The following is a 26,123-nucleotide window of genomic DNA, read 5'->3' as shown; positions in this document are numbered from 1 at the left end:
GCACTCGACTCAGGCCCCTGTTAGCGGTGCTTGCTGAAGTAGCGGAAGCCCGATGAAGAACTTGATCACTACGGCGTTGAGCAGGTCGATAAAGAACGCGCCGACGAGGGGCACGATTAGGAATGCCTTGAAAGAAGGACCGTATTTGCCAGTGATCGCAGTCATGTTGGCAATGGCAACGGGAGTAGCACCCATTCCTAGCCCACAGAATCCACCCACGATCACGGCCGCATCATAGTCGCCACCCATCACGCGAAAAATGATGAACACCGCGAAAAGCGTCAGGACAAGTATCTGAATACAGAGCACCACAAAGATCGTGCCCAACGCACCGGCCAGGGAGGAAAGATCCATGCTCATCAAGCTCATCGCCAGGAACAACTGCAGCGCGATTTCGCCGACTTTATCGTAATCGCCGGCAGGCAGCGACCGCTTGGCCTTGTCCGCCAAGTTGGTGATGGCAATCCCGATCAACATGGCGGTCAGAAAGCCGGGAAGCTTGATATCATTGGCAAAAAGCCAACGATTAATGACTTCGCCGACGGAGAGACAAATCGCAATCACCAGCATCAGGCTCAGTGCCCTGTGCAGTGAATACCCTGACTCTTCTTTTTGCTCGGACGAATCGCTGGTTGTGATGTTCGCTTCGCCAGTTGGGGAGAGCTTGTGTCGGCGGATCAACATCTCCGCGACAGGTCCACCAACGACTCCGCCGGCGATCAAACCGAAAGTGGCAAACGCGATGCCGACCAACGCAGCATCCTGCAGTCCTGCGGCCTCGGCGTCGTTCCCCCAGGCGATCGCTGTTCCGTGGCCGCCCGCCAGCGAAACGCTCCCGGCAAAAAGTCCGTATCCCGGATGAACGCCAAATGCCTTGGCAAGCAGCACGCCCGTTGCGTCCTAAACGACAAGAAAGATGGCGGCACAGAGGACGAGCAGCCCCAAAGATTTGCCGCCGGCTGCCAGACGCGAAAACTTGGCTGATATTCCGATCGTCGTAAAGAACACCATCAACAGCGTATCGCGGATGATCAGGTCAAACACAATCTTCGGGCCGCCGAAGGTTGCGATCAATGCAACGGCGATGCCACACAGAAGTCCTCCCGTCACGGCAATGGGAATGCTGAACTTGCGAAGCAACGAAAACTTCTGCGTGATCCCATTCCCAACCGCGAGAACCAAGATTGCCAGGATAATGATGTCCGAACCTTTGACGACAATCTCATTCATTCACTATTCCTCAGCAGAAGCGTGCAGACGTGACCATTCTTGCATCCCGGTGAAAAAGGACGTGACTAGACGACCAGCGACGTCTATTCTCCTCCAAACACGGTACGCCACAATTGGACATGCTGACGCCCCAGACGACGCCGTCGTGATGCCGATCAGAATCAACGCCACGGAGTCGGCCACCGGTGCAAACTCGCCGAGTTCCGCCAACACTCATTATCGCGCTGAGGACACTCCCGCATTACGCACACGTCGGGCTTCGATGGATAGGCATCATGCCTTGTGCATGAGCAATTTCAGGCCGACGAGTTTTATGGCATTCTTCAGTGTACTTCCCGCGGCTCGGGCAAACTGTTGCCAAGCGACCCGCTGAGTGACTTGGACGAATCCCTGACTCTTGATTGTTCGGATCAAGGCAATTAGTAGGTCGAAGCAATTCGATTTTCTTCCCGCTGCACAAAAAAGCAATCGTTCACGCTATCGGGGATACTGTTGAATGGCGGACGGAGTCGAGGTGGCCGCAGATCGTCAAGAAGTGTTGGGAACCCCACGTACTCACGGTAGTGATCAGGCATCGAGGCACGCAAATCTTCGAGAAGCCGAATCCATCGATATCGTGCATCAACTCGGGACTCCATGTTCAACGCCAGTGAATCGGCAATTTTGATGCCGTGCTTGTTAAGCGGCTGGATCACTCCCGTTCTCCTAATCACCAGACAGTCGCCGTACGCAACTTGGCAAGGATCAGCAATGCCAACAATGTCCGATTTCGCTAGATTGCAACGAGCACATGCGTACAGCAAGTTCGTGTACTCGCAACTCAGATCAGGCGAGACCGAAACAGGCAAAAAGTGGTCGATATTGAAAGCGATAGCGTCGGAGCACCATTTCTCACGATTCAGGCAATAGACGCAGCGGAATAGAAACTCATCGCGCAGCCATGGCCGGTAGCTTTCGTAGTTGGTGTAGCCCGCGGGGCCATGTCGTCTTACGTGTGGCTCCGTGGGATAATCAAAGCCTTGAATCAACGTTCGTCACCTTTATTCGCGGCACTCGCCAACAGAAGATTTTCGGCCTTTTCCAATTCGCCCATTGGTAACGGCGTCTCGCGATCCAAGTAATACTCGGCGTACGCTTGAAGTCCTTCCAGTTCCATCCGTTCGTCTTTGGTGATCGTTTCGTCGATCTTCTTGTCGATCAAATGGCCACGACGTCGATTCGTTTTCCGCCAGTCTTTTTCATAACGCACGAAGTCGCTGAAGCGAACTTTGCCAGCAAGCGATTTGGGAAGCAGGACGGATTGCTTGAATGGCACACCCAGTCGATCCCAACCATCGAAGAGTGAAAGAAGCTGGTATTCGAGATCGATGGGCAGGTTGTATTGGCGCAGGACAGCAGCATCGACCTCCGCCAGAAGTTGCTGCGTGATTTTAGCCGATTCGTCACTTCGTGCTGCGTCAAAATACCGATCGACCGCCGCGTGCACCGCGGCAAAGTCAGATGTCGATGGCATCGGTATCTTTCGCATAACGCCAACGATGTTGTCGCGCTTACCAAGGTAGGAGAATGCAAAGGCGTTCGCGATTGGCGAATTGAGAATTGCCCATACGGCTTGCAGTGACAGCTTCTCTGATCGCACCGTGATAAAACGACTTGTAACCGGATGGCCTTTCTCATCGAGAAGTGCTTTGAGTCGCCATGGACCTCGAGATACAGGTGCGTAGTTTACAAGTAGCTGAGGGGTGCAAGTGGTGGTCCCTGTTTGAGGTCGGCGAATAACTTGCTCATCGAGACTCATGAAATACATCGTCGGGAGCGAATGCAATGCAACATCCGGCGGCGAGAATTTTGCAAAGCCTTGAACCGACTGGCCGAATGGCTCGATCGAAATTGTCTCCGACCCTTTCTCCAAAAACTTCCCTTTGTACTCAAGTCCCTTACCCATTGTTGCCAGCTTTGCGATTGCAACATTCTCTGCCAGATGCGACCACACTTCTTCCAAATCAGGGACTCTCATATCCCATTCGTTGTCCTCCACAAACCGTGTCTGCGGCACATGCTTTGGATTTGACGACTCGTAGGCTGATCGAAAGCGATCCATTTCCCATTCGCGGACTCGCTGAAAAAGCACCTTCGAGCTTGATGCTTTCGCCCTTGCTGTTCGTCGGCCAATGAGCACGGCGGATTCAACGTCGGCAAAGCTAAAGACGTTATCGGCGAAAAGCGAAATTTCACGCAACTCGAAATCTTCCAGCATCGACTTCCGCACGTCACGAGCGAAGCGACCGTGAAGCATCGACTGCGGCATCACAAACCCAAAAACGCTGCCCGGTTGCATGTTCGCCAAAGTCCGCCGCAACATCTCGACAGCTTTGTTGTGAACGGTCGGTGGCGCCCCTCTCGCCGCATAGTGCTGTAGTTCGGTCTCCGAAAAATTCTCGAACGGTGGATTCGCCAAGACGATCGTGCTGGACTTCGCTTGAGTCTCGATGTCATCTGTGAGGAACATGTCTTCCGCTTCCAAATCCCAACCATCGGGGTTCGGCAGATCGGTCAGCGTCAATGCCAAGCGAGCCAGTTCCAACGCAAAGGCGTCTTTGTCGAGTCCATGAATCCGTTTGCGAAGGTACTGCCGTCGCCTGCCGGGCGTTGCTTTGTTTTCGGGAAGCAATTCTGTCAGCAATCGCATCGCCGAAACCAAGAATGCCGCGTGGCCGCACGCAGGCTCGAACACGCTGCGGTTTTCCTCTGGGATTTCCTGAATCCAATCGGAAAGATGACCAACGATGTAGTCGACCAAGTACGCCGGTGTGCTGTGCGTCCCCAATTCGGCGCGAGTTGCCTTGGAGATCAATGTATTCTCATAGACGTATGCCAACGCTTCCGTCGTTGTCATCGCAAGGTTGCTGAATCGTGCAATGTCCTGAGCAACGAGAGCAATCGCATTATGCTTCGCCTTGGAGCTAATCGGTATGGCGGGTGTCCCATAGTGGCCGGCAAGCGCCGCAAACACGGCGTCGACATCCAATAAATCGAGTTGCTCGAAATTTGGTACCTCTTTGTCTCTCAGAATCTTTGCCGACACCAGCCAGAAGACCGACTTCAGCAGCCAGTGGCCTTGCTGTTCGGAGATTGCATCCCACCCGAGTCGCGACTTTGTTGTCGTCACGTTTCGTTCAATCAGCCGTTCCAGTGAAGTGCCAACTTCCTCCTCGACCAACGGCATCAATCCGGCGTCAACGAAGCTCAGTTGAAATTCGCTACGGAATCTGCCCCAAGTTTTCGCACGGTAGATCGCGTTGGGTGAGAAGTCGTCTTTTCGATCCTTGAAAAATTCTTCGACTCGATCTTCGCTGATGGATTCTTTGAATTGCGCTTTGCCGACTCCCTGAGTCCACCAGAGCAACGAATTGTCTGTGCAGACAAAAACCAGCGGAGCCCCAGTCGCACGACATTGCTCAACTTCGCGTCTTGGATCGCCCTCTGACTCTAGCACTGCGATGCAAGAACTGCGTGCATCAAACGGCAACTGAGCGAACCCCACCAACGGCTTCACCGTTTGGTCATCTCGGAATCGGTAGTCGTGACGCAACCAATCAGGACGATAGCCACAAGCGACGAGCTGCGTTTTGACGGTGCTAAGTTTCATTGCGGACTACACCTGTAAAGTAACCGCCTAGCCCAATCCATGGCTAAGCACACTTGCTCGCAGTGCCATTCGATTTTGCATCTGACACCGAATACTTTCTTAGCTGCAACTCCAAGAGATGCGCTGCTACCTGCATCGGACTGATCTTCCGATCTTCAGAGCTGAGATGACTTGCCAAATCGCCCAGCAATTTCGCTGTTTCGTCACTCATCGGCAATTTCCCATATTGGTTCCAGGTTGGGTCTGATGGACGCCCCGGACGAGCACCCTCACTCGGTTGCAGGCGGCTCTTCAACGATTTTGACAGCCGAAGAAGGCAGCTCGGTTGAGAATTGATTGAACTAGAGCGTTTGACACGTTTGGTCACGATATCGCACCTCATTGGAGCAGAACTGGTCTTTCGCAGGCGAATCTACCAAAAGGGGAGGGCACTTTCTACCCCAAAAGTCGGCTCAGATAGCGAAGGCAGTTGACGATTTGGATTGCGCCGAGGTGCGTGGATTGCGAAACAACTCGAGCTATTACTGGCTTCCATGAGTCCTTCGCCGCGTTAAGTCCATGGCGACTCGTTCATCAAAAAAAGATCGCCGGCTTCGAACAAGTCCAGTCAGTTGGCGCAGCCAATGCGTGCTCAGGACGAACCGTGATGTGTTACGAAAGTGGCACCCGAATCGATGCACCAGCGGCCGACGCCGGAGCAGGCATGGGATCTTCTAGACAGCGACGCGAGTTCGCTCGCTCAATCGTGAGGCGGTTGCATCGATCTCCGCGCCTTTGCCAAATTAATTCGATGCAGTTTCCCTGGGATGCCGGACTAGTTTGGGGTGAATGTGCAGCGAATCGGCGGCGGTAACTATTACGCCCGCTCGAGAGCATCTTGGACGCGGCAGTGGCTTCTCTAACCGGACTGCACTAAGGCTGCCGGGCTGTCCTATTGCTGAGTGGCGCTGAGACTCGAAGACGGTGTTGGGACTGTCAGTTGACTGGCATTGGAGTAGGTCAGGCCGAAGAGTAAGGTTCCGATCAGGAGCACGCACGCCGCACCGGTAATCCGCAATCCGGAAGTGAAGCGAGCCCGCCGAGGATCGTCAGCCTTCATCCGGCGGATGGCGAAGCGCCTGCCGAGGATGGCGAGCACGCCGATGCCGGACATGGCGAGTGCCATTCCCGCGGAGATGGCAGCGACCATCAGGATGGCAGGAAAGAGGAGGTCGTTGGCCACGCCGAAGAGCAGCACCAAGAGCGCGCCAGTGCAGGGAACGACTCCCACCGCGAGAGCGAGCCACGTGCCAGCACCCTTGTTCTTTTTCTCCAGCGCGGAGCAGGCGAGGCAGTCGTGATGAGCATGGGCGTCGCTGTTACCATGATGTTCGTGATGGTGATCATGATCGGCGTGGGTGTGATCACCCGTTTCAGAATCCACGCTTTTCCGCGATTGTCTCGAGGCTTGGATCGCACTGCGCAACATCACGGCTCCGATGGCCATGATCAGGACGTAGCTGCCGAGGCGGATGGCGCGGTAGTCGGAAGGAGCCTGGCCGGTGGCCTGCCTCACCGCAAAATCCATCACCAACACAACGATGATCGAGGACAGGACATGAAAGACCGCGATCAACACTCCCATCCTTAAGCCTTTGCGCAAGCTGCCTCCATCGCCAACAAAGTAGGAGATCACTACCGCCTTGCCATGGCCGGGACCAAGCGTGTGCACGAGACCGTAGCCGAAGGCCACCAGGATCGCGAACCAGAAGGCCTTCGTGCTGCCATCGTCGCGAAGGCCGCTCATGGCCTGGGTGAAAACCAGGGAAACCTTCGCCTGCGCTATTTGTAACCAGCTGTGACCCTCGAAGGCACTCTCGGGAATCTCCACCTTGGCGAGGTCGTCCGACTCCGCAGCCGAATAATCGCTGATAACATCGGTCACCATGGTGTAGGCGACTTTCACCGGCATGCTGCCATCGACGAGAAACAGGTCGTAGCTCGCCGGTTTCACTTCGATCGTTCCTTCGATCCACACCGGGGAGAATTGCCCTCGCGGTTCCATCCCGCCGGGAACCGAGATGTGAACCATCTGGTTCGGAGGCGGCGGAGGCGTGTGGATGCAGGCACCTACCCATGGAACGAGCAGGAATTCCGTGATCTTTTCCCCACCTGTCCCGAGTGGCAGGACATAACCGGCGAGTCGCACCTGCTTGCCGTTCAGGGTGCCGTTGACCGCCGCCATCGCGTGCGTCCGCTGGGCGACGATCTCTCCGCGCAAAGCGATCAGACCATCCATATCGATATCGTCCGCTTCAAGCCGCTCTACTGCGCCAGTGAGCTTCTCCATTTGCTCTGGCGTAATGTCCACGCCCTCCGACTGTAGCTCCCGTATTCTGGAGGCTATCACGAGGTCGAGTTTCTGATCAGAGGTCAACTCGAGAAAGGGATCGTTATCAATCTCAACTTGCGGGACGAGATTTCTCCATGTGATTGGCTGCACCGTATCAGCGGAGGCTGCATCAGGGGAGGCCGTATCAGTATCAGTGGAGGCCGCCAAGTCGATGCCGTTGGTGAACGTTTGATGGAACGCATTCACAGCGCTATCATCGCGCAAATCTTCTCTTTGCTCGACGGTGTTGGCATCCAGGGTCCAGCCGCTGAACATCCGCGACTCTCCATCGAGGATGAAGATGGTGGCATCGCTTGCTTCGACACGCAGCAGGCCCGAGACTTGAACCGGCACATAGAGAGACTGGCCCTGCGGATCTTCTTTCAACTTTACCCGCACGAGTTCGTTCGGCGGAGGCGGCGGAAGATGGCTGCACATCCCCACCTGCGAGACCAGATAGCCGTAGTAGTTGCCATCTGGGGCCTGCGGCGCAGGGATCAGATAGCCCGACAGCGTCACCTCGACCTTGTCCAGCGCGGGGTTCGTGGCCATGAGTGCGGCCTTCCGCTTCTTGGCAACCTCCCAGCGTTGGGCGATCAGCTCATCGACGTCGTAACCGTTGATCTCCAGCATGTCCTTCGCCGCGGTGCGCCGGGCTTCGAGCCGGGCACGCTCATCTTCAGGGAAATCGTTTTGCGCGAGTCTCTCATCCACCTGCAGAATGAGCTTCAACTCGTTCAGCAGTTGGAACCCCATGTCTCTGTAGGGATCATCAAAGACAACGGCCAAAGGATCCGCAAGGTCTGAAAACTCGATCTCTTCAGGGGCGGCAGAAACCTTGGTAGCGGCCAACATGGCCGCCACCACAAAAACGAATCCTAAGAGCCGCATATTACACATTCCGGTTTAACACGGTGTTAGGCATGACAAAGGTCATTTGTCTCTTGCCGTTAAGTAATAAAAGTCGTAGAGAGTCCGACCAACTTCCGCAATCGCCCGATCTCGGTCCACCACGGGTGTCTCGCTGCTGTTCGTGAACACGGCGATCGCAAACCGCCGACCGTCGGGGAGCGTGACATAACCGACGTCGTTGGCAATTCCGCCTACGGTTCCAGTCTTGTGCGCGACGGGCGTTCCTTTCGGCAACATCCCCTTGATGCGGCCAGCGCCGGTGCGCGTGCGCGACATGACACCGAGCAGGAACGCGCTGCTCTCGGCGCTCATTGCCGCACCACCGTCGATGGCAAGCAGCAGTTGCAGCATCGCAAGGGGCGTTGCGTGGTCGCGGGGATCCGCCTCGAAGTCTGGATTGGGATCAACCTGGGCCATCACCAGCGCCGGGTTGTTCTTGATGGCCTCAGCGACAATTTCTGGCGTGGCCCCCGACAAGCCGTAGAAATCCATGAGAATCTCGCGGGTAGTCCGATCGACCCTGAAATCGGTGATCCCGAGCCTGCGCAGGTTCTTGGTCACCGCCGCTGCTCCGCCCGCCAGCTCCATGCAGACGTCGGTCGCCGTGTTGTCGCTTTCCGTGATCATCACCTCGATCAGGTTCGCCACCGAGAGCTTGATCCCGGGGTGCGGGAATGTCTCGGCAAGCGCAATTTCGCCGGTGACGTACATGTCGGGTGGAACTTCGACCAGTTGATCGAGACTGAGTTCCCCCTTGTCCACGCGATCCAACACGGTCGTGGCGATCGCCACCTTGTAGGTGCTGGCCATGGCGAAGGTCTCATCCCCATTGACCGCTATGACCTGGTCGCCGCCAATTTCCTGTGCAGCCACACCAATGCGGCCAACCAGTCCCTGCGAAAGTTTCTCGATCTTCTGAGAAACATCTTTAATATTTTTTTCTTGAGCTAATGCCGGTTGAACTGCAAGTAACGACGAGGCCATTACCAATACACATAGTGCTATGTTTTGTTTCATCGTTCTTTTCCTATTGTTATTAAGTTAATTCGAGTGAAGACGGCGTTAACAACAGCAAGTGCTATTGCCTGATAAAAGTTGCGTAGCGCAGCAAACTGATTCACCCGCTGTTAATCGTTTTCCTCCGTGGAGCGACGGAAGATCCGGTGCTGCATGCTAAGCAGCGCCGGCTTTCCAGACTTGTCACGCCGCAACTGACCGACCGTTCCTTGAAAGGCACCATCTGTCATGATGACCATGTCTTCACCCGCGCTACTCATCGAAATCGGTGGAGGTTTCTCATAAATTTGAACTCCTGCCATTGGTTTGTACAAGCGTTCAGCCATGAGCTGGTCGTTGTCAAAATAGATTTTGTAGTCTTCATTATCCCCCAACCAAAGACCTTCGAAAGGCTCAAGGGAACTACGATCCGCAGCGATTGCAACCAAGGGTATTTTTTCAATATCCAAATACTTTTTGAGAGCCAGTGCGATTACCGCATCGTACACCTCAATCCCACGGTCGCTGTTCGTAAGAACAACGATCCCAAATTTCTTGTCCGGTGCAAACAGCATCTTGGCGGTCGCCCCTGCCGACCGACCGGCATGAAAAACGGTTCGCACACCGCCGACATCCTCAACAAACCACGTAACACCGGTGTGTTCACTCAGCTCGCCTTCGACCAGGGGACTGTGCGCCATGTCCAGCAACTTTGGTGACAACAGTTGACTGCCGTCCTTGTCCTTACCGTCGAACTGAAATTGCATCCACTTCATCAAATCACTGACGTTACTGAGTATGCCTCCGGCCGGATAGACGCTGCGCGGAAACGGCATAAAGCTGACCTGAGGTTCGGACGTCCCGTCATAGACTCCGGCATGGCCAACGGCAAAGCGTTCTGCCATTAGATCCGCCATGAAGAATGAGCTGTGCGTCATGCCCAGGGGCAGAAACAACTCGTCCTTAACTTTTTGTTCATAAGACTTTGCACGGCCTGCGACTTGAATGAGGCGTCCTGCAATGATGAAGTTGTTATTGTTGTAAGCCCAGACCTCGCCATAAGGTGTGCGTTGCGGCAGGAATCGAAAAGCACACACGGCCTTCTCCAAGGCATCTTCCCCTGAACTGGGATCCTCGAAGTAGTCGCCTTGCCAGCCAGTCCGGTGCTGGAAAAGGTCGATCACCTTCGCCTTTTCTGAAGCCTCGCTATCCAGGACCGAAAACTCCGGAAGATACTTCCGAACCGGGGCTTCGAGGTCGAGCTCTCCGCGTTCTGACATTTTAAGAGCTACGGTGGTCGTAAACGTCTTCGATATGGAGCCGATATAAAACACGGTGGCTTCAGTGACAGCCTGAGGATCGTCAACATTGGTAATGCCCAGGCCGGCCATTTGGACCTTACCATCGTGCATGACCCCAATGGCTATACCTGGGACTTTGATCTCGTCCATGAGTCGCTGAGCTTCGCTCTTAATTTCCTCAAACCGCGTGTCCATGTTCTCCTGGGCGGCTGACGGTTGAACCGCACAAAATGACGAGGCTATTACAATAAACAATAGTGCGATGTTTCGTTTCATGGGACTGCTCGTCTGAGTATTTGCGTTTATCGAATTTGAGTGCCCAACAAGGTCCTATCTGCCTTCGACTTACCAAGAGCTACCTCCTGGCAATGGCTAGATCCTGATCAGCTTTGGGCTTAGAAGCCGGAGCATTCGTCATGTCGGCGCCGGGGGTGCCAGCGAGAAAACAAAATCGGATGCTCAGATGCTAAATAAATCACCCGATAACCGCTTTCATTACTCGCAACCAATTGCCACCCCAAAGTTTGGCGATGTCCTCTTTCTTGTAGCCGCGACCAAGCAACGCATCGGTAAGATTGAATAGAGTCCTGGGAGTCTCGATGCCCTGTGGATAGGCCAAAACGTCATACGGATAGGCCTCTTTGGTCCAGACGCCGGAATCGATATACATCTTCCAACCTGCTTTTTGCTCCGCCGGGGTCATCGAGATTTGATAGGTGTAGTCTGAAGAAATGCCGACGTGGTCGATTCCTACGAGCTGCACGAGATAATCGATGTTGCCAACGTAGTCATCCATGGTTGGAAAGGGTTTCGCGGCAACGAAGGGTGGATACATGATCGCGCCGACCAGCCCGCCTGATTTGGCCACCGCCGTGATCAGCTCATCCGGCGCATTGCGAGGTGACGGGCGATAGTTCCGGGAATTCGAGTGCGACAGGACAACGGGCGACTTGGAACGCCAGACCGTCTCGAGCCCGCTTTTGGTGCCGGTATGCGCGACGTCGACGATTATCTTCGCCTCGTTCAACCGCTCGATCAACTTCACGCCAAAAACGCTCAATCCCCCGTCAACCGGTTCAGTGACCCCGTTGGCAAACTGATTTCTTTGGTTGTATGCCATCCCCATGACATGGATCCCGAGAGCCTTGTACATGTTGACAAGGTCAAGATTGTTCTCCACGACCGCGGCGTTTTGGAACTGCAAGAACAACGCAAGCTTGCCTGAATACTTGGCTTTTTCGATGTCCGATGTCGACCGCACCAACAACAGGTCATCTCTGGTCTGCAGAAGCCGATGGATGAAGCCCAGCCCATCCAACGTATCGTCCTTGTGCCTGACGTTCGACGCCGCAACCATGTTGGCTGCCGAGATCGTCATCACCACGGCCGTGGCACGACCTTCCTTATACCAATCGAGATATTTGACATCCTTGTCGAGCCCCCTAAGGTTGGTGGTGCCATCGATGATCACCAGATCTTTGTGAACCTGCATATAGTTCGAGGTGACAGGTTTGTACGTGGACGAAGAAGCCTCCTGCGCAAACGTGCGGTTTGCGCCGAGTCCAGCGCCGAGTCCACTGCCCAATGCGATCGCTCCCGCACCCACGGTCTTGACAAACTCACGGCGCCCCACATTCGTTTCATTTGTGGAGGATTGCTGGTTTCTTGTCCCAGCTTTTTGCGCTTGTTTGTCGAAAAAATCTTCTTGGGTCATCATTTCTCTGTTCCTTTCGGTTGGTTGCTGTTTCTCTGTAGTCGCAATCCCAATCTTCCCCGGCCAGCATCTTGGCTGCGGCACGTTGATAGGCGCCACCTTTGAATTCGCCGTAGCCGTCGACGAACGGGGTGGTCGGGAAATAGACCCTGACGAAATCACGGAGCTTGACATCATCACTTTTCGACCTTCTGAGGGAAGGCACCCGTGAAGCCAGATGGCAAAGGCATACCGGTCGAGAATTCGACATTCCACGACTCAACTGAGATCGGCTCGAAGCGCGGTTTGTCTTCGGGTTCAAACCGGATCGGCTGACCAGGAAAAACCGGAAGCTGCACATCGTCGCGCACAACCACCTGACCGTTGACGATCACGGCTTTCATGCCCGTCGAAGGGATAGCGCCCTTTTCGTAGGTTGAATTGTCCGTGAAGAGTTCGGGGTCAAACACCACGATATCGGCAACCATGCCAGTCTGAATGCGGCCGCGCTCTTGCATGAACTTCAGGCCGGTATCGCCCAGATGCTTGGCAGCGTTGTAGCTGAGGATCGACATCAACTGCATCATCGGGATGTTGTTTTCCCGACCGAGCCGAATCGTAGCACCTCGGGCGCCAGCCGTGCGGGGATGGGTGCCGCCCAGCTTTTCCATCGGGTAATTCCAAGGGGCGTCGTACGGCGTGGCAGCAACCGCATCGCTGGCCATGGTCACGCCCTTGAGCGTCAGCCACTTCGCCTGGTCTTCTTCGGGCTGCTTGAAGATGACGATCGGTCTGGTCGGTTCGGATGCGACGGTGGACTTGTAGGTCTCCAGGGTATAATACTTACCCGTGACCGGATCCAACATGGTATCTTCATAGCGCCTGCCAAATACGTCGATCCAGCTTTTAGGCTCCAGGAACGAAGCATTGATCGTGGTGGAACCCGCAGCGTAGGGATAGACTTCACCCCAAATGTTGTGGCCCTGTTCCTGAAGTCTGATGATCATTTCGTGTGCCAGCCGCCAGCCGTCGTTGTTGAAGTGAAGGACAATCGCCGGGGCGCCCAGCGCCACGGCGTTGGCGACAAGTTCCTGCGCGCCATTGTTCTCGGTGGTGTCGGTGCCGAGCGTGTAGCGGGTATGAGCGCCGGTCGGGCGGCCATAACGGGCTCCGACTTTCTGGACCTCGTACATCTCGCGTGAAGAGACGCCCTCTCTCATGTAGCCCACGGTGCTGCCGACGCCCACGGCGCCAGCCTGCAGGCCCTTGTCAATTTCTTCGAGAATCGCGTTGCCCTGTTCCAGGGTAGGACGCGTCGCGCTCCAGCCCGTTTTCGCCCGGGTTGTCAGAGCGGCTACGGGACCCTCTATCAGGTAATCGCCGTCTGACCCGTCGATGAACATCGCGCGGGCAAATTCGTGGCTGACCGCAATGCCATAGTTGGCCTGGGTCTTACCGGCGCGTGCCTCATACCAGCGAGCGACATAGGATCCCGCACAGCCCATCTCGAAATCCATGCTGCTGGTCAGCCCGTCCCGCAACCCGAGGGAATAGCCGATCGGCATTTGAAAGTGGAAATGGGTGTCGATAAAGCCCGGTGCCACGATATGGCCGGTGGCATCCACGGTCTCGGCACCTTTGAGTGGTTCTTTGCTGATCTTGACAATGCGACCGTCTTTGATACCGACATTGGCGACATCGTCGAACAGCGTTTCAGGGTCGATGACCCGGCCGTTGTTGAGAACGAGGTCGTAGTCCTGGGCAAAGGCCGAGCAGACAGTGAGAAGGCTTGTTGTTAATGCCGCAACAAGGGTAAACACATTAAACTGCTTACGCCCTTGTTTTAGGACTCTTCTTATTTGATTCATTTCGTTTTTCCTTTTTAAAATTGGTCGTTTCGTTGCTCGCTCTTCAACAGACTAGACACTATCCCGCAAGTACTGATCTGTGCTTCTTGAGCCGTCGGCGCTAGCCTCGGGCAGACCGCAAGTAGTGTTTTCCGTCGAAGGCCCGCGGCTAGCGCCGTCGGCTCACATTTACGGGACAGACTCCGGTTGCAGAACTCACTGGTTCGGTACAAAAATTCTTGGTTCGATATTGATCTGGTCCAAACGTCCCTTTTCCAATACCGGAAAACGGATCGGTTTACCCGGAAAGACCTTTTGCACTTCGGAATCTTTCACCACCACGACGCCGTTCACCAGCACATAGGGAATACCGGTGGAGGGCAGCGCTCCTTCGCCCGGCTTGTAAGTGCTGTTGTCAGTTACCGTGTCCGGGTTGAAGACGACGATGTCGGCATCGGCACCCACTTGCACCCTTCCCTTGGTCTTCATCTGGCTGATGCCGCCCAGTTCATCAAAGTACCTAGCGTGCAGGTAGCTCATCTTGGAAATGGCTTCCATCAGGGTCATGTTCTTATCTTCACGCACCATGCGGAGCACCTTGGCGCGGGTACCTGCACAACGCGGGTGAACTGACTTGCCTTCATAAGGTGAATCCCATGGGTAGTATTGGCCCTTTGCATCCTGGATCGCCATCCCGTCCGAAACAACAACAACTCCTGGCATAGCCATCCATTTAGCGATGTCCTCAGGGGAGTTGTTGAAAATCAAAATCGTTCTGCCCGGATCATTCTTGCGAACGTCCTCATACATCGCCTTATCCCAACGCGTGCCGTCAAGGTTGGCGACGTCCGAATAGGTTATATTCATTTGAGCCATGCTCGACTCTGTGAGGATATCCGTCGAAGCAATGGTACCGCCCGCTGCGTAGGGGTAAACCTCGCCCCATACTTTGGCCCCTCGCTTTTCTCTTGCGTCGTTGATGAGCGGGATCGTGTACTCCCAGTCCATGTTGCTGTTCAGGTGTGAAGCCAGGAAAGGTGCATCCAAAATCATGGCATTGGCCAGCATTTCCTGAACACCCAATTGCCCCTGGGTGGGAGGTCTGACACCCGCAAAGCGGACATGCGCATTCGAAACACGACCGTATTTTGATGCCAGCTCTTGGTATTTATACAATTCGTACTGGGTCACGCCCGTGGTCATATAGCCGACTGGAATGCCCACGCCCAAGGCGCCTTGGCGAAGGCCTTCGTCGACATAGCTCATAATCCTGATCATCTGCTCTTTATTGGGCAGTGTTGCCGTCCAGCCTGGCTTGCGCCCTTCTTTCTGGGCCTTTGCGGCGGCGCGACCCACCATAGGGAACAGGCCTCCCATGTCATTAGCACCAGCCACTACTTCAGGACCGTCCAGCACCAATCCACGAGCAAGCGTTGCGAGCACGACCATACCGTAGTTGGCTTGGGTTTTGCCCTCGGCCTCGGCATACCATTTGGCGATATCGCCGGCACCTGCTTCGAAATCCATCTGGGTGGTCAAGCCATCACGCAAATTCACCTTGCGACTGAAGGGGTCGGTCGCGTGCTGGTGCCCCTCAATAAAGCCCGGGGCGACGACGTGATCCTTGGCGTCGATGGTTTCCTTGCCCTTGATCGCGTCTTCAGTGATCACAACAATTTTGCCATCCTTGATGCCCACATTGCGCACGCCATCGAAGTTGGTCTCGGGGTCCATGACCCTGCCGTTGAGGATGGCAATGTCGTAGTCTTGGGAAAGGGCCACCGAAACGGTGAGAAGGCTTGTCGTTAACACCGCAACAAGGGTGAACGCAGTAAACAGCTTGCGCCCTTGCTGAAAATCCCGTCTTAGTTGATGCATATTGATTTTCACTTGTTTGCTGAACGTTGTAACCGTCTGATCCATGCCGCCAGGACTTGCGCACGGTAAACTCCCCCATGCCTTCGCGAAGAACGGTCCTGGTTGGCCTATCGATCGGGCGCCGAGCCAGGTTCTGCGGCGTTCGAGCTGGCGTCGCCCTCGGGATCTTCCAATCGAATCAGTTTCCAGGTTTGTCGACTATCGGGTCCGAAGTGAATCAACACCGGCGTTTCCTCTTCCGAAAAGTTGAAGATTCCTGTCTCCATTACCACGTCTTCATTGGTACCTTCGGCTGACCGCCATGCTGCACGCTGAGTTTCGGCGTCCACCATTGCTTCGAGCGGATGCGGAACGCCCGTGACTTCATTGAAGAGGGTTCCGGCTATCACGCCGGTTTTGGTCACGGCCAACTGGATCATCATCGTCGAATCGCTGACATCATCCTGGATGATTGAGAAGCCCCCTAGTCGCAACCATTCCAGATCGTCCGCTTGGTCTTCGGCGATTTCGGGGACGTTGGATGCACGCGTATCGACTTGTTCAAAGTATTGCTGCGTTGTTACCGATTGATCGTTGTTGATCGTGATCGTGTCGCCGACGTACTGAACGGTTCCGCCAGAGCCATAGGAGTAAGTGACCGGCGTTGACCAACGGTAGGGCAACCATTGCGAGAGAGCAACATAGGTGACTGGTCGCCACCAATTCCACTGCCCATTCCCAGGGCGGTACCATGGGTGCCAGACCGGCTGGTAAGCAGGCGGACGCCAGTTTGGTGGTCGGTAGGCCGGTGGACGATCGGGCTTACCAGGACGGTCAGGATTCGGTCGATTTCCGATACCTTCGCCGGGCAGGGTGCCCGGCCGATCGGGGCGAGAGGGCTTTGTCGATGGTTCTGCAGGTCGAGTCATAGCGGGGGGCTGCACCGGGCGAGTTTCCGGTTGAGACGGTCGCGAAGGCCGAGTTGCAGGAGTCGTTCCAGGTTGAGTGGGTGGTGCTGGGCGTGTGGCTGGTCGGCTGGTTTCTGGCAGCTGTGCGCCCGGCGTATACCAGCTCGGCATGAAAGGACGCTCACGGCCGGAGCCGTAACGATCTTTCAGCGTTTGATTGATTTGCCCGCGATCGATCGGACGACTTGGCAGTGTCGATGGACGCCCCGGTGTCGGGCGAGTTGTGCCCGGTCCAATGGAAGGTACCGAAGGCCGCACGCTGGGACTTGGTCGAGAGACGGAAGGCCGAGGTGCTGGTCGCGAAAACGACGGACGACTCATCGACGGAGTTCGGCTAAAGCCACCACTTGGACGTGATATCGAGGGACGACTTCCGCCCTTGCCTCGCTGCGCGTGTGCGGTTGCAGGCATCAGCAGACATCCGCCCAGTTCCCGACCAGCAATTGCAGTCGCTTCAGCGTCACATTCGCGTCTGCACTTGCGGGAACATGTCGATCGCTATTTGCGTTCTCGACCAACTCGTTATCCGAATCTTCCTGTGGCGCGGCGTCGCTGTCATCTGCAGCGGCATCCCCTGCCAGCGTTTTCGCTGCGGGATTACCAATTGGATGCTCTTGCGCATGAGACGGTGGGCAAGTACAGGCGAGAAGTAGTAATGCGCATGCAATTCGTTTCATGATTGATCCTGTGAATTGGTTTGCTTGCTGGAGTGTTCATGGAACAAGGCGAAAATCTCGCTGCTTTTCACGCCGCCGCGACTGCCAATGAGCACAATCCTGGACCTCGGGAGTTCCTCTTCGCAAAGCTGTCCGACTGTGATCGCGGCCCGGCCCGACGTTGCTTGCAGGATGTCGACAAGATCGACTTTATAGAGCACCGCGACATCCGACGTTTCAATCACGCTGTACTCCGGTGGTTCGTAAGACCCCGGTGCGTTCTCGGGCAATCTCACGGCAGCCTCTTGTGCGGTGGTAGCGGACGCTGCGGAAAGAGTAGATGTAACCGCACTCCCGACCGCAGCAATCTTAATGAAATTTCGACGGGAATCAGAGAATACTTCGGTGGGCTGATCGGACGCCATTTTCTATTCTCAAGTGACAAGTAGTACGTGATGGACTGGTAGACTACTTGCCTGCGAACTCGAACGCTGAACATTCAACTTCGACCTCGTTGCCTCTTCCAACACGCAGGCTCCCCCACCTGCTATTGTATCAGCAACGGGCCCATGGGTGCAAAATTCGAGTGCCTCGTCTCTACGAAATCGATATGCAAAAAGCGCAACCGATGGCTCGCACACCTCAAGATCAGTTCGGCCTACTTGCCACCGAAACGCGGCAGTTTACCGATGTCTGCGAAATGAACGAGGCTTACAGGGGCCGGGCCGATGTTCGATTTATGCAGACGGCCCCCGGCGGGGCAGCGGCGACGTCCCGACTGACGTCAATCGGCCCGGTGCAAATTCAACAGATTAGCTGGACCGGCAAGCTGATCACCGAGGCTGCGACCGCATCGAATCGTACCACGCTCATCATTCCCGAACCACGAGAACGTCCTGCGTTCATCTGTGGTGAACATCTCAACGCCGCACAAATCATGCTGTACGGCCCTAGCAGCGAGCATTTCAGCGAAATGTCAGGTCGTAGTCGAGCCACGCAATTGTTTTTGCCCGAGGGTATTCTTGAGCAAGCGATCGCGGCGCGTCTGCAAAACGATCCGATGAACCTGGCATCAAAACGCCGACTTCTGACTCCTGGCAGCGACGCGATGCATTCCCTGCGACAACTGATCGTCGAGCTGACTCAAATCATTGATAACGACGAGAATGCAGGAGTCGAACCAGTCTGCACTTCGTCGTTGATGAAAAACCTAGTCGATCGCATCGCCGAGGCTCTCTGTCGCGATTCATCGCTGGCTTCGATGGCGAATGATCAACTTCACGCAAGCGGTTACCTATTGTCCAGAGTGAAGGACATTTTCAATGCGTCTGGACGAGAGTCGATTCACCTCTACGAGTTGTGCAAAGAGCTTGGCGTCAGTGCACGTACGCTGCAAATCGCTTTCAAACAGGCCTACGGCATTTCCCCGATGCGATACCTGAAACTTCGCCGGCTCCACGCGGTGCGTCAGCGTCTGATCACGTCGAGTGTGGATGATGTCAGTATCAAAAGAGCAGCCTTAGAAGGTGGCTTCGTTGACCGAAGCCGTCTTGCAGAAGACTTCAGGAAACTATTTGGTCATCTGCCTTCGCAGGCTCCAAGAGCCTGACACACGAGTAAAGCAACCGGCCTCAGCTTTGCCCGCAGCGCGATCCCATGGCACATTCAGATGATTCAGTGGAACCTAAAGACACTAGCTAGATAGCCCTTGTTGTCGGACGCTCAATGATGATGCGATCGTTACGATCACTATGAACTGAATCGTGACGGTGGAGGAGGCGGACTGCTGCCGTTTTAGAAACTCTCGTCCGGCGGCGCAAGCGGCGTCTCACCTTCTCGCAAATGCTTGGCTGGCGGCGAGACAAGACTCCAGCCACTGCGCTTCGCTTGGGTTTAGCGTCAAAGTTCCATTGGTGCAATCGGTCAGAGCGATGGGCGTGTTCCAGCCGATGTCGCCGCCTCGGAGGGTGGCGATTCCGGTTTTGCGGTCGCGGGTGAAAATCCATTGCTCTCCATGCTTGTTCTCGAAGTAGCCGATGTAGAGATGCGATTCCTCACCGTTGATGATCGGTGGATCGCCGCAAGTTGCGGCGTGATGATTCGGGATTTTTAAGAGTGGTTCGGACATCGGTTTGTTCGCCCCATGTTTTCTTTGTGTTGGTTTTTGATCGTGGCTTGGCGGTCTTGCCTCGCCTTGTTCCGAACCTATCGAGACGCGTGGGTTTCAGCAAGCTGGATGTTGGTTGTGTCCAAAAACGAAGAAAGCCGGCGGTTAGCCGGCTTGGGTGGTTGGGTTTCGTTTTGGGTTTTGACGTTGTTGAGAGTCGTTCTTCTGACAACCGAATAGAACCGCGGTTAACGCCAAAGCGGCTAATGGGTGCCGATACTTTCGTGCCCGACCAGCAGGATACCGTCGATCGAACCAGCGTGCGGATCGACGTCTCCGACATCGCTGGCAATGCTCCTGTGATGCCAGAAGTTGAATCCGCCGAACTGCTGGATCCGATGATCGACGTTCCAGCAATGTCACGGCTGTTGCTGGATGTTGTGCCGAATCCTTGGCAAGGTGCAAGAATCGTGAGCGATGCGCTAGCAGTGCTGCGAAAGCGCGACATCTCCGAAGCGAGGATCTTCACGAACCGATTGTTCATGATGAATGCCATCAAAGAAGACTTGAAGCAGCAAATCAACGAGGGCGGCGAATCCGAATTTCGTAAAATGCTGGCCAGTGGCGATCTGTCGTTTCAATTAATATCGAAGGGCGATCCGGCATTGAACTGGGAACTCGCTGAAACGCTGTCGCTCGATGTGAGTGATGAAGATAGGGTCCAATCACGAAAAACGGAACGCCGCTTGAGAAGCGGCCTTTTCGATCCGGTGTACCAGAAAGAAATCAACTCGTTAGAGAAAGATGTTGCGTGGTATCTCGATGCCGAGACGGCGGTGCATTGGTGGCATCGCATCTCGGTCAAGCAAGTCTGGCACATGCAAGGTTGGCAACGAAATCGAATTTACCCTGACTTCTTGGTTTACATGAAAGGCGACGGCACAGGTGCCGTCAAGTTTAGCGTCCTCGAGACGAAGGGCATGCACCTGAGCAGCAACGAAGACACGCAGTACAAACAACGCCTGTTTGAATTGCTCACGCAACACTCGTCCGAAACCGAAACCGTCGGGGAACTGTTCTTAGAACAGGGTGAGCAACATGAGCAACAATTGCGATTCGACATGATATTCGAGAACGATTGGCGATATAAATTGGGCCAGTTCGTCGGGAATGATGGATGACGATGCGGTTAGTTTCGCTCGGACTGCTTTCCTTTCTTTTCATCGCCGCTGGCGTGAATCACTTTGTGTCGCCCGATACGTACGTGAAGATCATGCCGGCGTATTTGCCTTGGCCGTTGGCGTTAGTCTACGTGTCGGGTTTTTTTGAAGTCGTCGGCGGGATTGGCGTGGCGGTGCCAAAATTTCGCCGGGCGGCGGGATGGGGGTTGATTGCTTTGTTGGTGGCGGTGTTCCCGGCGAACGTGGACATGGTGGTTCACGCGGACCGGTTTCCGGACATTCCATTTTGGGCGCTGGTGGCTCGGTTGCCGCTGCAGGGCGTGTTGATCGCTTGGGTTTGGTGGGCAGCCGTGCGGCCGGCGGCGGTTCAAGCGGACGAATCGTCGGGTGATGACCACCAATCCGCGTAGGGCGTATTCTTGATGAGGTAACGGTTGTCGTCGGTGTCGTTGTCCCACCACATCGGGCCGCGTTTGCCGAGGGCGACTTTGGCGGCGTGTACTTTCCCTCGGGCATCGGCCAATGCTGCATCGTCGCCGGCCCGTTTGGCGGTACCAACGTCGCGGCGTGCGGCCATCAGTTCCCCGACCAAACGCCGCCGCGTCGCCTCGTCGAGGTTAGGGTTGGTGCAACGCCATAGCCGATCTTTGTGAACGAAGTAGCGACCATCTGGAGTAGTTGGATATTTCACGAGCAATGTCGGCGTTCCGAGGCGAGAAAGTTCGTGGCTGCGATCGTATCGCACTGCATTACGGTGTCTGCAACAGGGATACCAAATCAATTTCGCCGGATGATTCCCGCTCCACTTCGGCCAACAACGTTTTCCACATTTCTGGCTGCCGGTCGAAATAAACTTCGCTGCGGATCGGACGCAGGCCCTTTTCGTGGATTTGGCAGCGGCCTTCGATCTCCTGCGGCAAGTTGAGTATCGCTTCTTGGATGTCGGGGGCGAGTAGCGTCATCGCTCGGATCTTCGACATGCGGGACTGGGTGATGTCGTACAAGATCGCGAGTTCGGTGGCGTCGCGGACTTCGCCCCGGCGGATCATCTCGTCGAGTTGGATCGCCAAGGCCATCAGCCGCGAAACCCGTGGGAATTTGCCGCGACGTTTGCGCGGTTCGGCCTCGTCGGTGTCAGCGGCCGGCTTGATCGTTCGGCGACTGTGGGCGGCCAGCTTGATGTTGACGTTCGCTCGGCCACGACCGTTACTGTTCGCCTTCAACAGCCGCTGAACTTCATCGAACACTGTCTTTTCAACAATTGCGTCATGTTGACCGTTGAAGGTTTGCTCTTTGTGTTTGATCCGGCCGGCGTAAATCGGATTGGTCAGCATGGTGTGGATTGCCGACTTGTCGAACGGCCTGCCTCCGCGAGTCTTGCCACTGCGAGTTACCCAGACCTTGTTGGCCCAGCCGCGACGCTCGCACTCTTCGACCACCGGCAGCATTGAGCCGGCTTCCAGGTACATGGCGAAGATTCGACGCACGCGAACGGCTTCGTCTTGATTGATTACCAACTTCGGGCTTCGTTCCGTTCGATCAACGTCGTAGCCGAGCACCGGGATCCCACCGGCCCATTTGCCTCGCCGACGCTGGCCGGCGATCTTATCACGAATCCGTTCGCCGATGATCTCTCGTTCGAACTGAGCGAATGACCACAGGATATTCAACGTCAGCCGACCCATCGAATGAGTCGTGTTGAAGTGCTGCGTCACCGATACGAACGAAACTTTCTGCTCGTCGAACGTGCCCATGATGCGAGCGAAGTCCAATAGCGATCGACTCAGCCGGTCGACCTTGTAGACCACAACACAGTCCACCTCGCCGGCTTCGATGTCGGCCAGCAGCCGTTTCATCGCTGGTCGTTCCAAGTTGCCGCCTGAGAACCCGCCGTCGTCGTAGCGTGTCGGCAACGCTACCCAACCTTCGGCTTGTTGACTGGCAATGAAGCATTCCGCGGAATCCCGCTGCGAATCGAGCGAGTTGAACTCTTGATCGAGCCTTTCTTCGTGCGACTTGCGGGTGTAGATCGCGCACCGGATCTTCGGCGCCGCTTCATTTTTCGGCTTGCTCATTCAGGTTTCCTCCCCAGTCGAAAAAACACGAACCCGTTGTAGCTGCATCCGGTGACCTCTTTGGCAATCGCCGTCAGAGACCGATATCGCTTGCCTTCAAACTCAAACCCGTCGGTCAGCACCACCGCAAGACGCCGCGAGCGAGCAACATGACGGCGGCCTTCCGCCGCGCCGCCGGCGTCATCGCCGGCCCATCAGTGAATTTCGAAATAGCCACACCTGTTTGAAACGAGCAACAAAGCAACTGAGCCGGATCAAACAATCCAGCCAGATAACCGATGCCGTCCCGAACAGCGACTGCGGGCGACGCTACTCAAGAAGCATCGACCGACCCAATCCGGCCTCCCCACCCATCCATTCGCACCCCCCGCCGAGCCAACTCTGCACAGCAAAAAGCAGAAAATCAGCAATGATTTCGCGGGTCATCCGACAAACCTCATGCAAAAACGGCCCCCCACCGTCTCGACTTGAAAGCCGCTCCACCCCCGCAACTTCTCTGTTTGGTTGGAACACCTTCCGACCCACCAGTAAACGAAAAGCCGTCGTGGTCACCACGACGGCTTTTTTCGTTTTATCCCGTTATTTCGCAAGGACTTGCGTCAACGCGGCTGGCCCGCGTTTCTCTGTCGTCTGAGACCGGTCAGATAACCCAGCGCGATTTCGGCGGCCCGTTTTCGAGCTCTGGCCCAGAATTCTCTGGCCCAGAATTCTGACGTTCTGCGTTTCTGAGGGCCGTCGGGTTAGAAGCCGTCGGCACCTCCCAATCGATCAGGTTTAGAACAGCGCCGGACCCCGGAAAACACTGGGTTTGAAAGGGTGTCGCTCGGTAGAGAGATGACGACGACCGCTCAAAACGCATCTTTCTGGGCAAGAAGGTTCTCAGAAGCTCAGAAAAATCGCCAAGACGCTCAGAAGGCAAGTTCCCCAGAAGGCTAAGACGTTCAGAAGGCCAAGAACCGAAGAAGGAATGGGGCAACCAAACTCGATCCCGCTACCTCGATGGTCTGGTGCTCGGCGGCTTCGCCAACGATCTCGGCCGCGTCGTCGACCACGGCGAGCGTGATTTCTCCAGGGTGCTCATTAGAGGAACCTCCGTTGTGGGCCGAGACAATCTTAACTAGGACTCAGGAAACTCAACGCCGAGCTTTGTACCGAGTTTGCGAATCGAATCAGGCGTTACCTTCTTGTTGCCAAAGAACCATCGGTTGGCTTTCTTACGTTTCTTCTTCATTGGCCTTGTCTCAAGATTGGTTCCGCGTAATCCAATTCGTCATTGTGGGCGTATTGATCAAGCAGCTTGCGAATCTTTTTCAAGCGGACGTTCTTTGGAATGTTAACCGCACACTGTGACTCGTTACATCGTTCGACGTCGCATCCGGCAGCTTCCAGATCATCAATGACCTCTTGGCCGTCCGATTCCATGAAGATGATCCAAATCAATGAGTTGTCGGACTCTTCGATCAGTTCATCGAACCACAGTTCGCCTTCTTCGTCAGTGACGGCCACGGAATCCTGAAACGTTGCTTCGTCTGTGAAAAATGGAATGCTCTCGATTTTCAACGTTCCGTCACTTGCCTGGGACGCCCATACGCTTTCGGAACTCACTGGCGGGTATCCGTCTTCTTGCTCGAGCGCGAAGTTGATTTTCACCCAGTGTTTCTGGGAATCAGCTCGCTTCTTCTTAGCACTCATGTTCGCTGCTTTCGGCAAATTGCCTGACCGTCTATTCCCAAACAGTCCATTCGTCTTCGATGTCATCCCTCCATAATCCTGCTTCCACGTCCAATCGTGTGACGGGTGCAAGTGTAGGGTCAACGCCAAGCAGCGTTGCCATCGGGACCAGTCGAATATCCGATTCGTCAACGTCTGGACCCGCGCCGCTGAACATTTCCCATTGGGTTTCAGACCACCGAGTCACTTCGGTGATGACGTATCCTTGTAACGCATCCAAATTAGTAACTGCAATCGAATCGCTCGCAATCGGGTAACACCACTCGGCAGTCAACCACTTCCAAGCCGAGTCGTCCTCTTCGCAATAGGGTTCCGACATGTCTGGGATATCAACGGTCTCGTGATCGTCGTCTGGAACAATCTGCCTCACTCGAACGCTCTGACCCTGGTAGTAGTCGGCGATGCCCATCAGAATCAACCCGTGCCAGGTTTCGTCAACGTCGCGAATTGAAAACTCGCCATAATCAACGATCGCGATTTCATCGCTGGGCTCGTGGATCAGCGATTCAGCAATCTGAGTCACAATTTCAGCGGCCTGATCATCATCAAAGTAGGCGCCACCCAGAAACGCAAGCTCGTGGCCAATTTTCTCTGACAGCCCGATCGTGTACAAGCACCGGGGAGTCGAATCGGCAGCAAGAAAGTAGATGTGAAATCCGTGCTTGTGGATGTTATCACGTATTGCTTGAATCGCGGTGTCTCGATCATTCATGTCTTATTTGCCACCTTTCTTGGGCACTCGCAGTTTAGCGAATAGCTCGTCGAAGAACTCGACGGCAACGTGGATCGCGTCGATGTATGTTTCAATCGAGCTCGGCTTTACCTTGCTGAACCGATTCAGCTTTTTTGTTTCGTGATCGTACTCGAATTCATGGACCACACTGTCCTTGCTAACAATTGCGCCGACGACGATCCCCTCCTCGTTCTCCAGGTAGCCCGCAAGCAACACTTCATCAGCCGGGAAACCGTTCGACGACAAAGCGGCGCGAAACTTGGCTAAAAGACTGTTTGTCCGCAGATCTTGCGTAAACTCAAGGACGTCTTTCCGGTAATGATTCACTTCTCGCTTGGTTGCCGTAGCATCCGTCAATTTTTTTGGGCGTTGCGTATGTTCGGGATCAAGTGGTGCAAATCAAATCGGATAAATCGACTGAGTGAATCTCTGCAGAGTCGCGACCGGCGTGTCCGCGAACGGTGACAAGTAATCCCAAAAAGAGAACGTCACACCGTCAGGATTCATCAGGATCACGGTCGAATCACGAAGTATACCGATCGGGTAGAGCGACTTGTTACTCCACGAAAGGTGACCGCGACGTTCCCTGGTTCGAATCTTCGCCGGAGTCAAATGGACCGTCACGTTGTTATTGTCGCTGATGGCCAATCCGCCAAACAGCAGCAGGAACTCACGTGCAACCTCCGAAATCTTCAGCCCATACGCGTGCTGCAGTTTCTTCTCGCACGCTGTGACATCGATCGTTGCCGCACCTTCCCAGCCCAGCACTTTTAATCTCGCCGCTAACTCATCCGGTAATTGAATCACTTTCATTTG

The 26,123-nt window shown here is 55.1% G+C and carries 23 protein-coding genes and 1 pseudogene; 3 read left to right on the top strand and 21 right to left on the bottom strand.

Annotation, left to right across the window (positions count from 1 at the left end; translation table 11 throughout):
- Window positions 1-9: 9 nt before the first annotated feature.
- The 13 genes and pseudogenes from gltS to Pla52nx_RS05910 all read right to left on the bottom strand — a co-directional run bounded on the left by gltS (window position 10) and on the right by Pla52nx_RS05910 (window position 17,776).
- Window positions 10-1,230: pseudogene (gene gltS / locus Pla52nx_RS05970) on the bottom strand (sodium/glutamate symporter).
- A gap of 419 nt (window positions 1,231-1,649) precedes the next feature.
- Entirely contained in the window at window positions 1,650-2,258 is a 609-nt protein-coding gene (locus tag Pla52nx_RS05965; protein ID WP_146517985.1) for an HNH endonuclease signature motif containing protein, read from the bottom strand.
- Window positions 2,255-4,879, bottom strand: a complete 2,625-nt coding sequence (locus Pla52nx_RS05960; protein WP_146517984.1) for an HsdM family class I SAM-dependent methyltransferase — start codon at window positions 4,877-4,879, stop codon at window positions 2,255-2,257. Before Pla52nx_RS05960 ends, Pla52nx_RS05965 begins: the two co-directional genes overlap by 4 nt.
- Before the next feature lie 43 nt (window positions 4,880-4,922).
- A complete protein-coding gene (locus Pla52nx_RS05955) occupies window positions 4,923-5,090 on the bottom strand; it encodes a hypothetical protein (protein ID WP_342190346.1) in 168 nt (55 codons plus the stop codon).
- A gap of 720 nt (window positions 5,091-5,810) precedes the next feature.
- Entirely contained in the window at window positions 5,811-8,105 is a 2,295-nt protein-coding gene (locus Pla52nx_RS05950) for a DUF3299 domain-containing protein (RefSeq protein ID WP_342190345.1), read from the bottom strand.
- A 78-nt stretch (window positions 8,106-8,183) separates the two neighbouring features.
- Window positions 8,184-9,179, bottom strand: a complete 996-nt coding sequence (gene bla / locus Pla52nx_RS05945; RefSeq protein WP_146517982.1) for a class A beta-lactamase — start codon at window positions 9,177-9,179, stop codon at window positions 8,184-8,186.
- 110 nt (window positions 9,180-9,289) lie between these two features.
- Window positions 9,290-10,735, bottom strand: coding sequence for a serine hydrolase domain-containing protein (locus Pla52nx_RS05940; protein ID WP_146517981.1), 1,446 nt, complete (start codon window positions 10,733-10,735; stop codon window positions 9,290-9,292).
- A 199-nt stretch (window positions 10,736-10,934) separates the two neighbouring features.
- Window positions 10,935-12,272 carry a dipeptidase gene (locus Pla52nx_RS05935; protein ID WP_197454195.1) on the bottom strand — a complete coding sequence of 446 codons (1,338 nt, stop codon included), beginning with the start codon at window positions 12,270-12,272 and terminating at the stop codon, window positions 10,935-10,937.
- A 77-nt stretch (window positions 12,273-12,349) separates the two neighbouring features.
- Window positions 12,350-14,020, bottom strand: a complete 1,671-nt coding sequence (locus tag Pla52nx_RS05930) for an amidohydrolase family protein (RefSeq protein ID WP_146517979.1) — start codon at window positions 14,018-14,020, stop codon at window positions 12,350-12,352.
- A 195-nt stretch (window positions 14,021-14,215) separates the two neighbouring features.
- Window positions 14,216-15,922: an amidohydrolase family protein gene (locus Pla52nx_RS05925; protein WP_197454194.1), complete on the bottom strand. Its 1,707-nt coding sequence runs from the start codon at window positions 15,920-15,922 to the stop codon at window positions 14,216-14,218.
- A 62-nt stretch (window positions 15,923-15,984) separates the two neighbouring features.
- Window positions 15,985-16,785, bottom strand: coding sequence for a hypothetical protein (locus Pla52nx_RS05920; protein WP_146517978.1), 801 nt, complete (start codon window positions 16,783-16,785; stop codon window positions 15,985-15,987).
- Window positions 16,786-17,234: 449 nt separating this feature from the next.
- Entirely contained in the window at window positions 17,235-17,501 is a 267-nt protein-coding gene (locus Pla52nx_RS05915) for a hypothetical protein (RefSeq protein WP_146517977.1), read from the bottom strand.
- A complete protein-coding gene (locus Pla52nx_RS05910) occupies window positions 17,498-17,776 on the bottom strand; it encodes a hypothetical protein (protein WP_146517976.1) in 279 nt (92 codons plus the stop codon). The genes Pla52nx_RS05915 and Pla52nx_RS05910 overlap by 4 nt, the downstream gene beginning before the upstream one ends.
- 290 nt (window positions 17,777-18,066) lie before the next feature.
- Between Pla52nx_RS05910 and Pla52nx_RS05905 the strand changes: the two genes are divergently transcribed.
- Window positions 18,067-19,089, top strand: coding sequence for a helix-turn-helix domain-containing protein (locus Pla52nx_RS05905; RefSeq protein ID WP_146517975.1), 1,023 nt, complete (start codon window positions 18,067-18,069; stop codon window positions 19,087-19,089).
- Window positions 19,090-19,308: 219 nt separating this feature from the next.
- Here the strand turns inward: Pla52nx_RS05905 and Pla52nx_RS05900 are convergent, their stop codons facing one another.
- The gene (locus Pla52nx_RS05900; RefSeq protein ID WP_146517974.1) at window positions 19,309-19,608 is read right to left on the bottom strand and encodes a hypothetical protein; all 300 of its coding nucleotides are present in this window, start codon (window positions 19,606-19,608) and stop codon (window positions 19,309-19,311) included.
- Window positions 19,609-19,853: 245 nt separating this feature from the next.
- On the opposite strand from Pla52nx_RS05900, the gene Pla52nx_RS05895 reads away from it, so the two are divergent.
- A complete protein-coding gene (locus Pla52nx_RS05895) occupies window positions 19,854-20,768 on the top strand; it encodes a hypothetical protein (RefSeq protein ID WP_146517973.1) in 915 nt (304 codons plus the stop codon).
- Window positions 20,765-21,178 (top strand): DoxX family protein, encoded by a 414-nt coding sequence (locus tag Pla52nx_RS05890; protein ID WP_146517972.1) that lies wholly within the window; start codon window positions 20,765-20,767, stop codon window positions 21,176-21,178. Before Pla52nx_RS05895 ends, Pla52nx_RS05890 begins: the two co-directional genes overlap by 4 nt.
- Here Pla52nx_RS05890 and Pla52nx_RS05885 read toward each other — a convergent pair.
- The 7 genes from Pla52nx_RS05885 to Pla52nx_RS05855 form a co-directional block, all read right to left on the bottom strand.
- A complete protein-coding gene (locus tag Pla52nx_RS05885; protein WP_146517971.1) occupies window positions 21,136-21,459 on the bottom strand; it encodes a hypothetical protein in 324 nt (107 codons plus the stop codon). The two genes, Pla52nx_RS05890 and Pla52nx_RS05885, sit on opposite strands and share 43 nt — an antisense overlap.
- Before the next feature lie 58 nt (window positions 21,460-21,517).
- Window positions 21,518-22,843, bottom strand: a complete 1,326-nt coding sequence (locus Pla52nx_RS05880; RefSeq protein ID WP_146517970.1) for a recombinase family protein — start codon at window positions 22,841-22,843, stop codon at window positions 21,518-21,520.
- Window positions 22,840-22,965 carry a DUF2924 domain-containing protein gene (locus Pla52nx_RS05875; RefSeq protein WP_231741741.1) on the bottom strand — a complete coding sequence of 42 codons (126 nt, stop codon included), beginning with the start codon at window positions 22,963-22,965 and terminating at the stop codon, window positions 22,840-22,842. The genes Pla52nx_RS05880 and Pla52nx_RS05875 overlap by 4 nt, the downstream gene beginning before the upstream one ends.
- Before the next feature lie 1,105 nt (window positions 22,966-24,070).
- The gene (locus tag Pla52nx_RS05870) at window positions 24,071-24,535 is read right to left on the bottom strand and encodes a DUF4265 domain-containing protein (protein ID WP_197454193.1); all 465 of its coding nucleotides are present in this window, start codon (window positions 24,533-24,535) and stop codon (window positions 24,071-24,073) included.
- Between the two features lie 31 nt (window positions 24,536-24,566).
- Window positions 24,567-25,286 (bottom strand): DUF4262 domain-containing protein, encoded by a 720-nt coding sequence (locus Pla52nx_RS05865; RefSeq protein WP_146517967.1) that lies wholly within the window; start codon window positions 25,284-25,286, stop codon window positions 24,567-24,569.
- A gap of 3 nt (window positions 25,287-25,289) precedes the next feature.
- Window positions 25,290-25,634, bottom strand: a complete 345-nt coding sequence (locus tag Pla52nx_RS05860; RefSeq protein ID WP_146517966.1) for a hypothetical protein — start codon at window positions 25,632-25,634, stop codon at window positions 25,290-25,292.
- A 72-nt stretch (window positions 25,635-25,706) separates the two neighbouring features.
- Window positions 25,707-26,120, bottom strand: coding sequence for an SUKH-3 domain-containing protein (locus Pla52nx_RS05855; RefSeq protein WP_146517965.1), 414 nt, complete (start codon window positions 26,118-26,120; stop codon window positions 25,707-25,709).
- Window positions 26,121-26,123 lie beyond the last annotated feature (3 nt).

Source organism: Stieleria varia (genome assembly GCF_038443385.1).
Taxonomy (GTDB): Bacteria; Planctomycetota; Planctomycetia; order Pirellulales; family Pirellulaceae; genus Stieleria; species Stieleria varia.
The sequence above is the reverse complement of the archived record's forward strand: the minus strand, read 5'-3'. Positions and strand labels throughout refer to the sequence as shown.

Coding starts and splice junctions, on each gene's coding strand:
- Pla52nx_RS05855 (WP_146517965.1), bottom strand. CDS start 26,120: ATGAAAGTGATTCAATTACCGGATGAGTTAGCGGCGAGATTAAAAGTG.
- Pla52nx_RS05895 (WP_146517973.1), top strand. CDS start 19,854: ATGGGTGCCGATACTTTCGTGCCCGACCAGCAGGATACCGTCGATCGA.
- Pla52nx_RS05920 (WP_146517978.1), bottom strand. CDS start 16,785: ATGACTCGACCTGCAGAACCATCGACAAAGCCCTCTCGCCCCGATCGG.
- Pla52nx_RS05915 (WP_146517977.1), bottom strand. CDS start 17,501: ATGAAACGAATTGCATGCGCATTACTACTTCTCGCCTGTACTTGCCCA.
- Pla52nx_RS05900 (WP_146517974.1), bottom strand. CDS start 19,608: ATGTCCGAACCACTCTTAAAAATCCCGAATCATCACGCCGCAACTTGC.
- Pla52nx_RS05930 (WP_146517979.1), bottom strand. CDS start 14,020: ATGAATCAAATAAGAAGAGTCCTAAAACAAGGGCGTAAGCAGTTTAAT.
- Pla52nx_RS05955 (WP_342190346.1), bottom strand. CDS start 5,090: ATGAGTGACGAAACAGCGAAATTGCTGGGCGATTTGGCAAGTCATCTC.
- Pla52nx_RS05890 (WP_146517972.1), top strand. CDS start 20,765: ATGACGATGCGGTTAGTTTCGCTCGGACTGCTTTCCTTTCTTTTCATC.
- Pla52nx_RS05925 (WP_197454194.1), bottom strand. CDS start 15,922: ATGGATCAGACGGTTACAACGTTCAGCAAACAAGTGAAAATCAATATG.
- Pla52nx_RS05940 (WP_146517981.1), bottom strand. CDS start 10,735: ATGAAACGAAACATCGCACTATTGTTTATTGTAATAGCCTCGTCATTT.
- bla (WP_146517982.1), bottom strand. CDS start 9,179: ATGAAACAAAACATAGCACTATGTGTATTGGTAATGGCCTCGTCGTTA.
- Pla52nx_RS05960 (WP_146517984.1), bottom strand. CDS start 4,879: ATGAAACTTAGCACCGTCAAAACGCAGCTCGTCGCTTGTGGCTATCGT.
- Pla52nx_RS05950 (WP_342190345.1), bottom strand. CDS start 8,105: ATGTTGGCCGCTACCAAGGTTTCTGCCGCCCCTGAAGAGATCGAGTTT.
- Pla52nx_RS05870 (WP_197454193.1), bottom strand. CDS start 24,535: ATGAGTGCTAAGAAGAAGCGAGCTGATTCCCAGAAACACTGGGTGAAA.
- Pla52nx_RS05865 (WP_146517967.1), bottom strand. CDS start 25,286: ATGAATGATCGAGACACCGCGATTCAAGCAATACGTGATAACATCCAC.
- Pla52nx_RS05880 (WP_146517970.1), bottom strand. CDS start 22,843: ATGAGCAAGCCGAAAAATGAAGCGGCGCCGAAGATCCGGTGCGCGATC.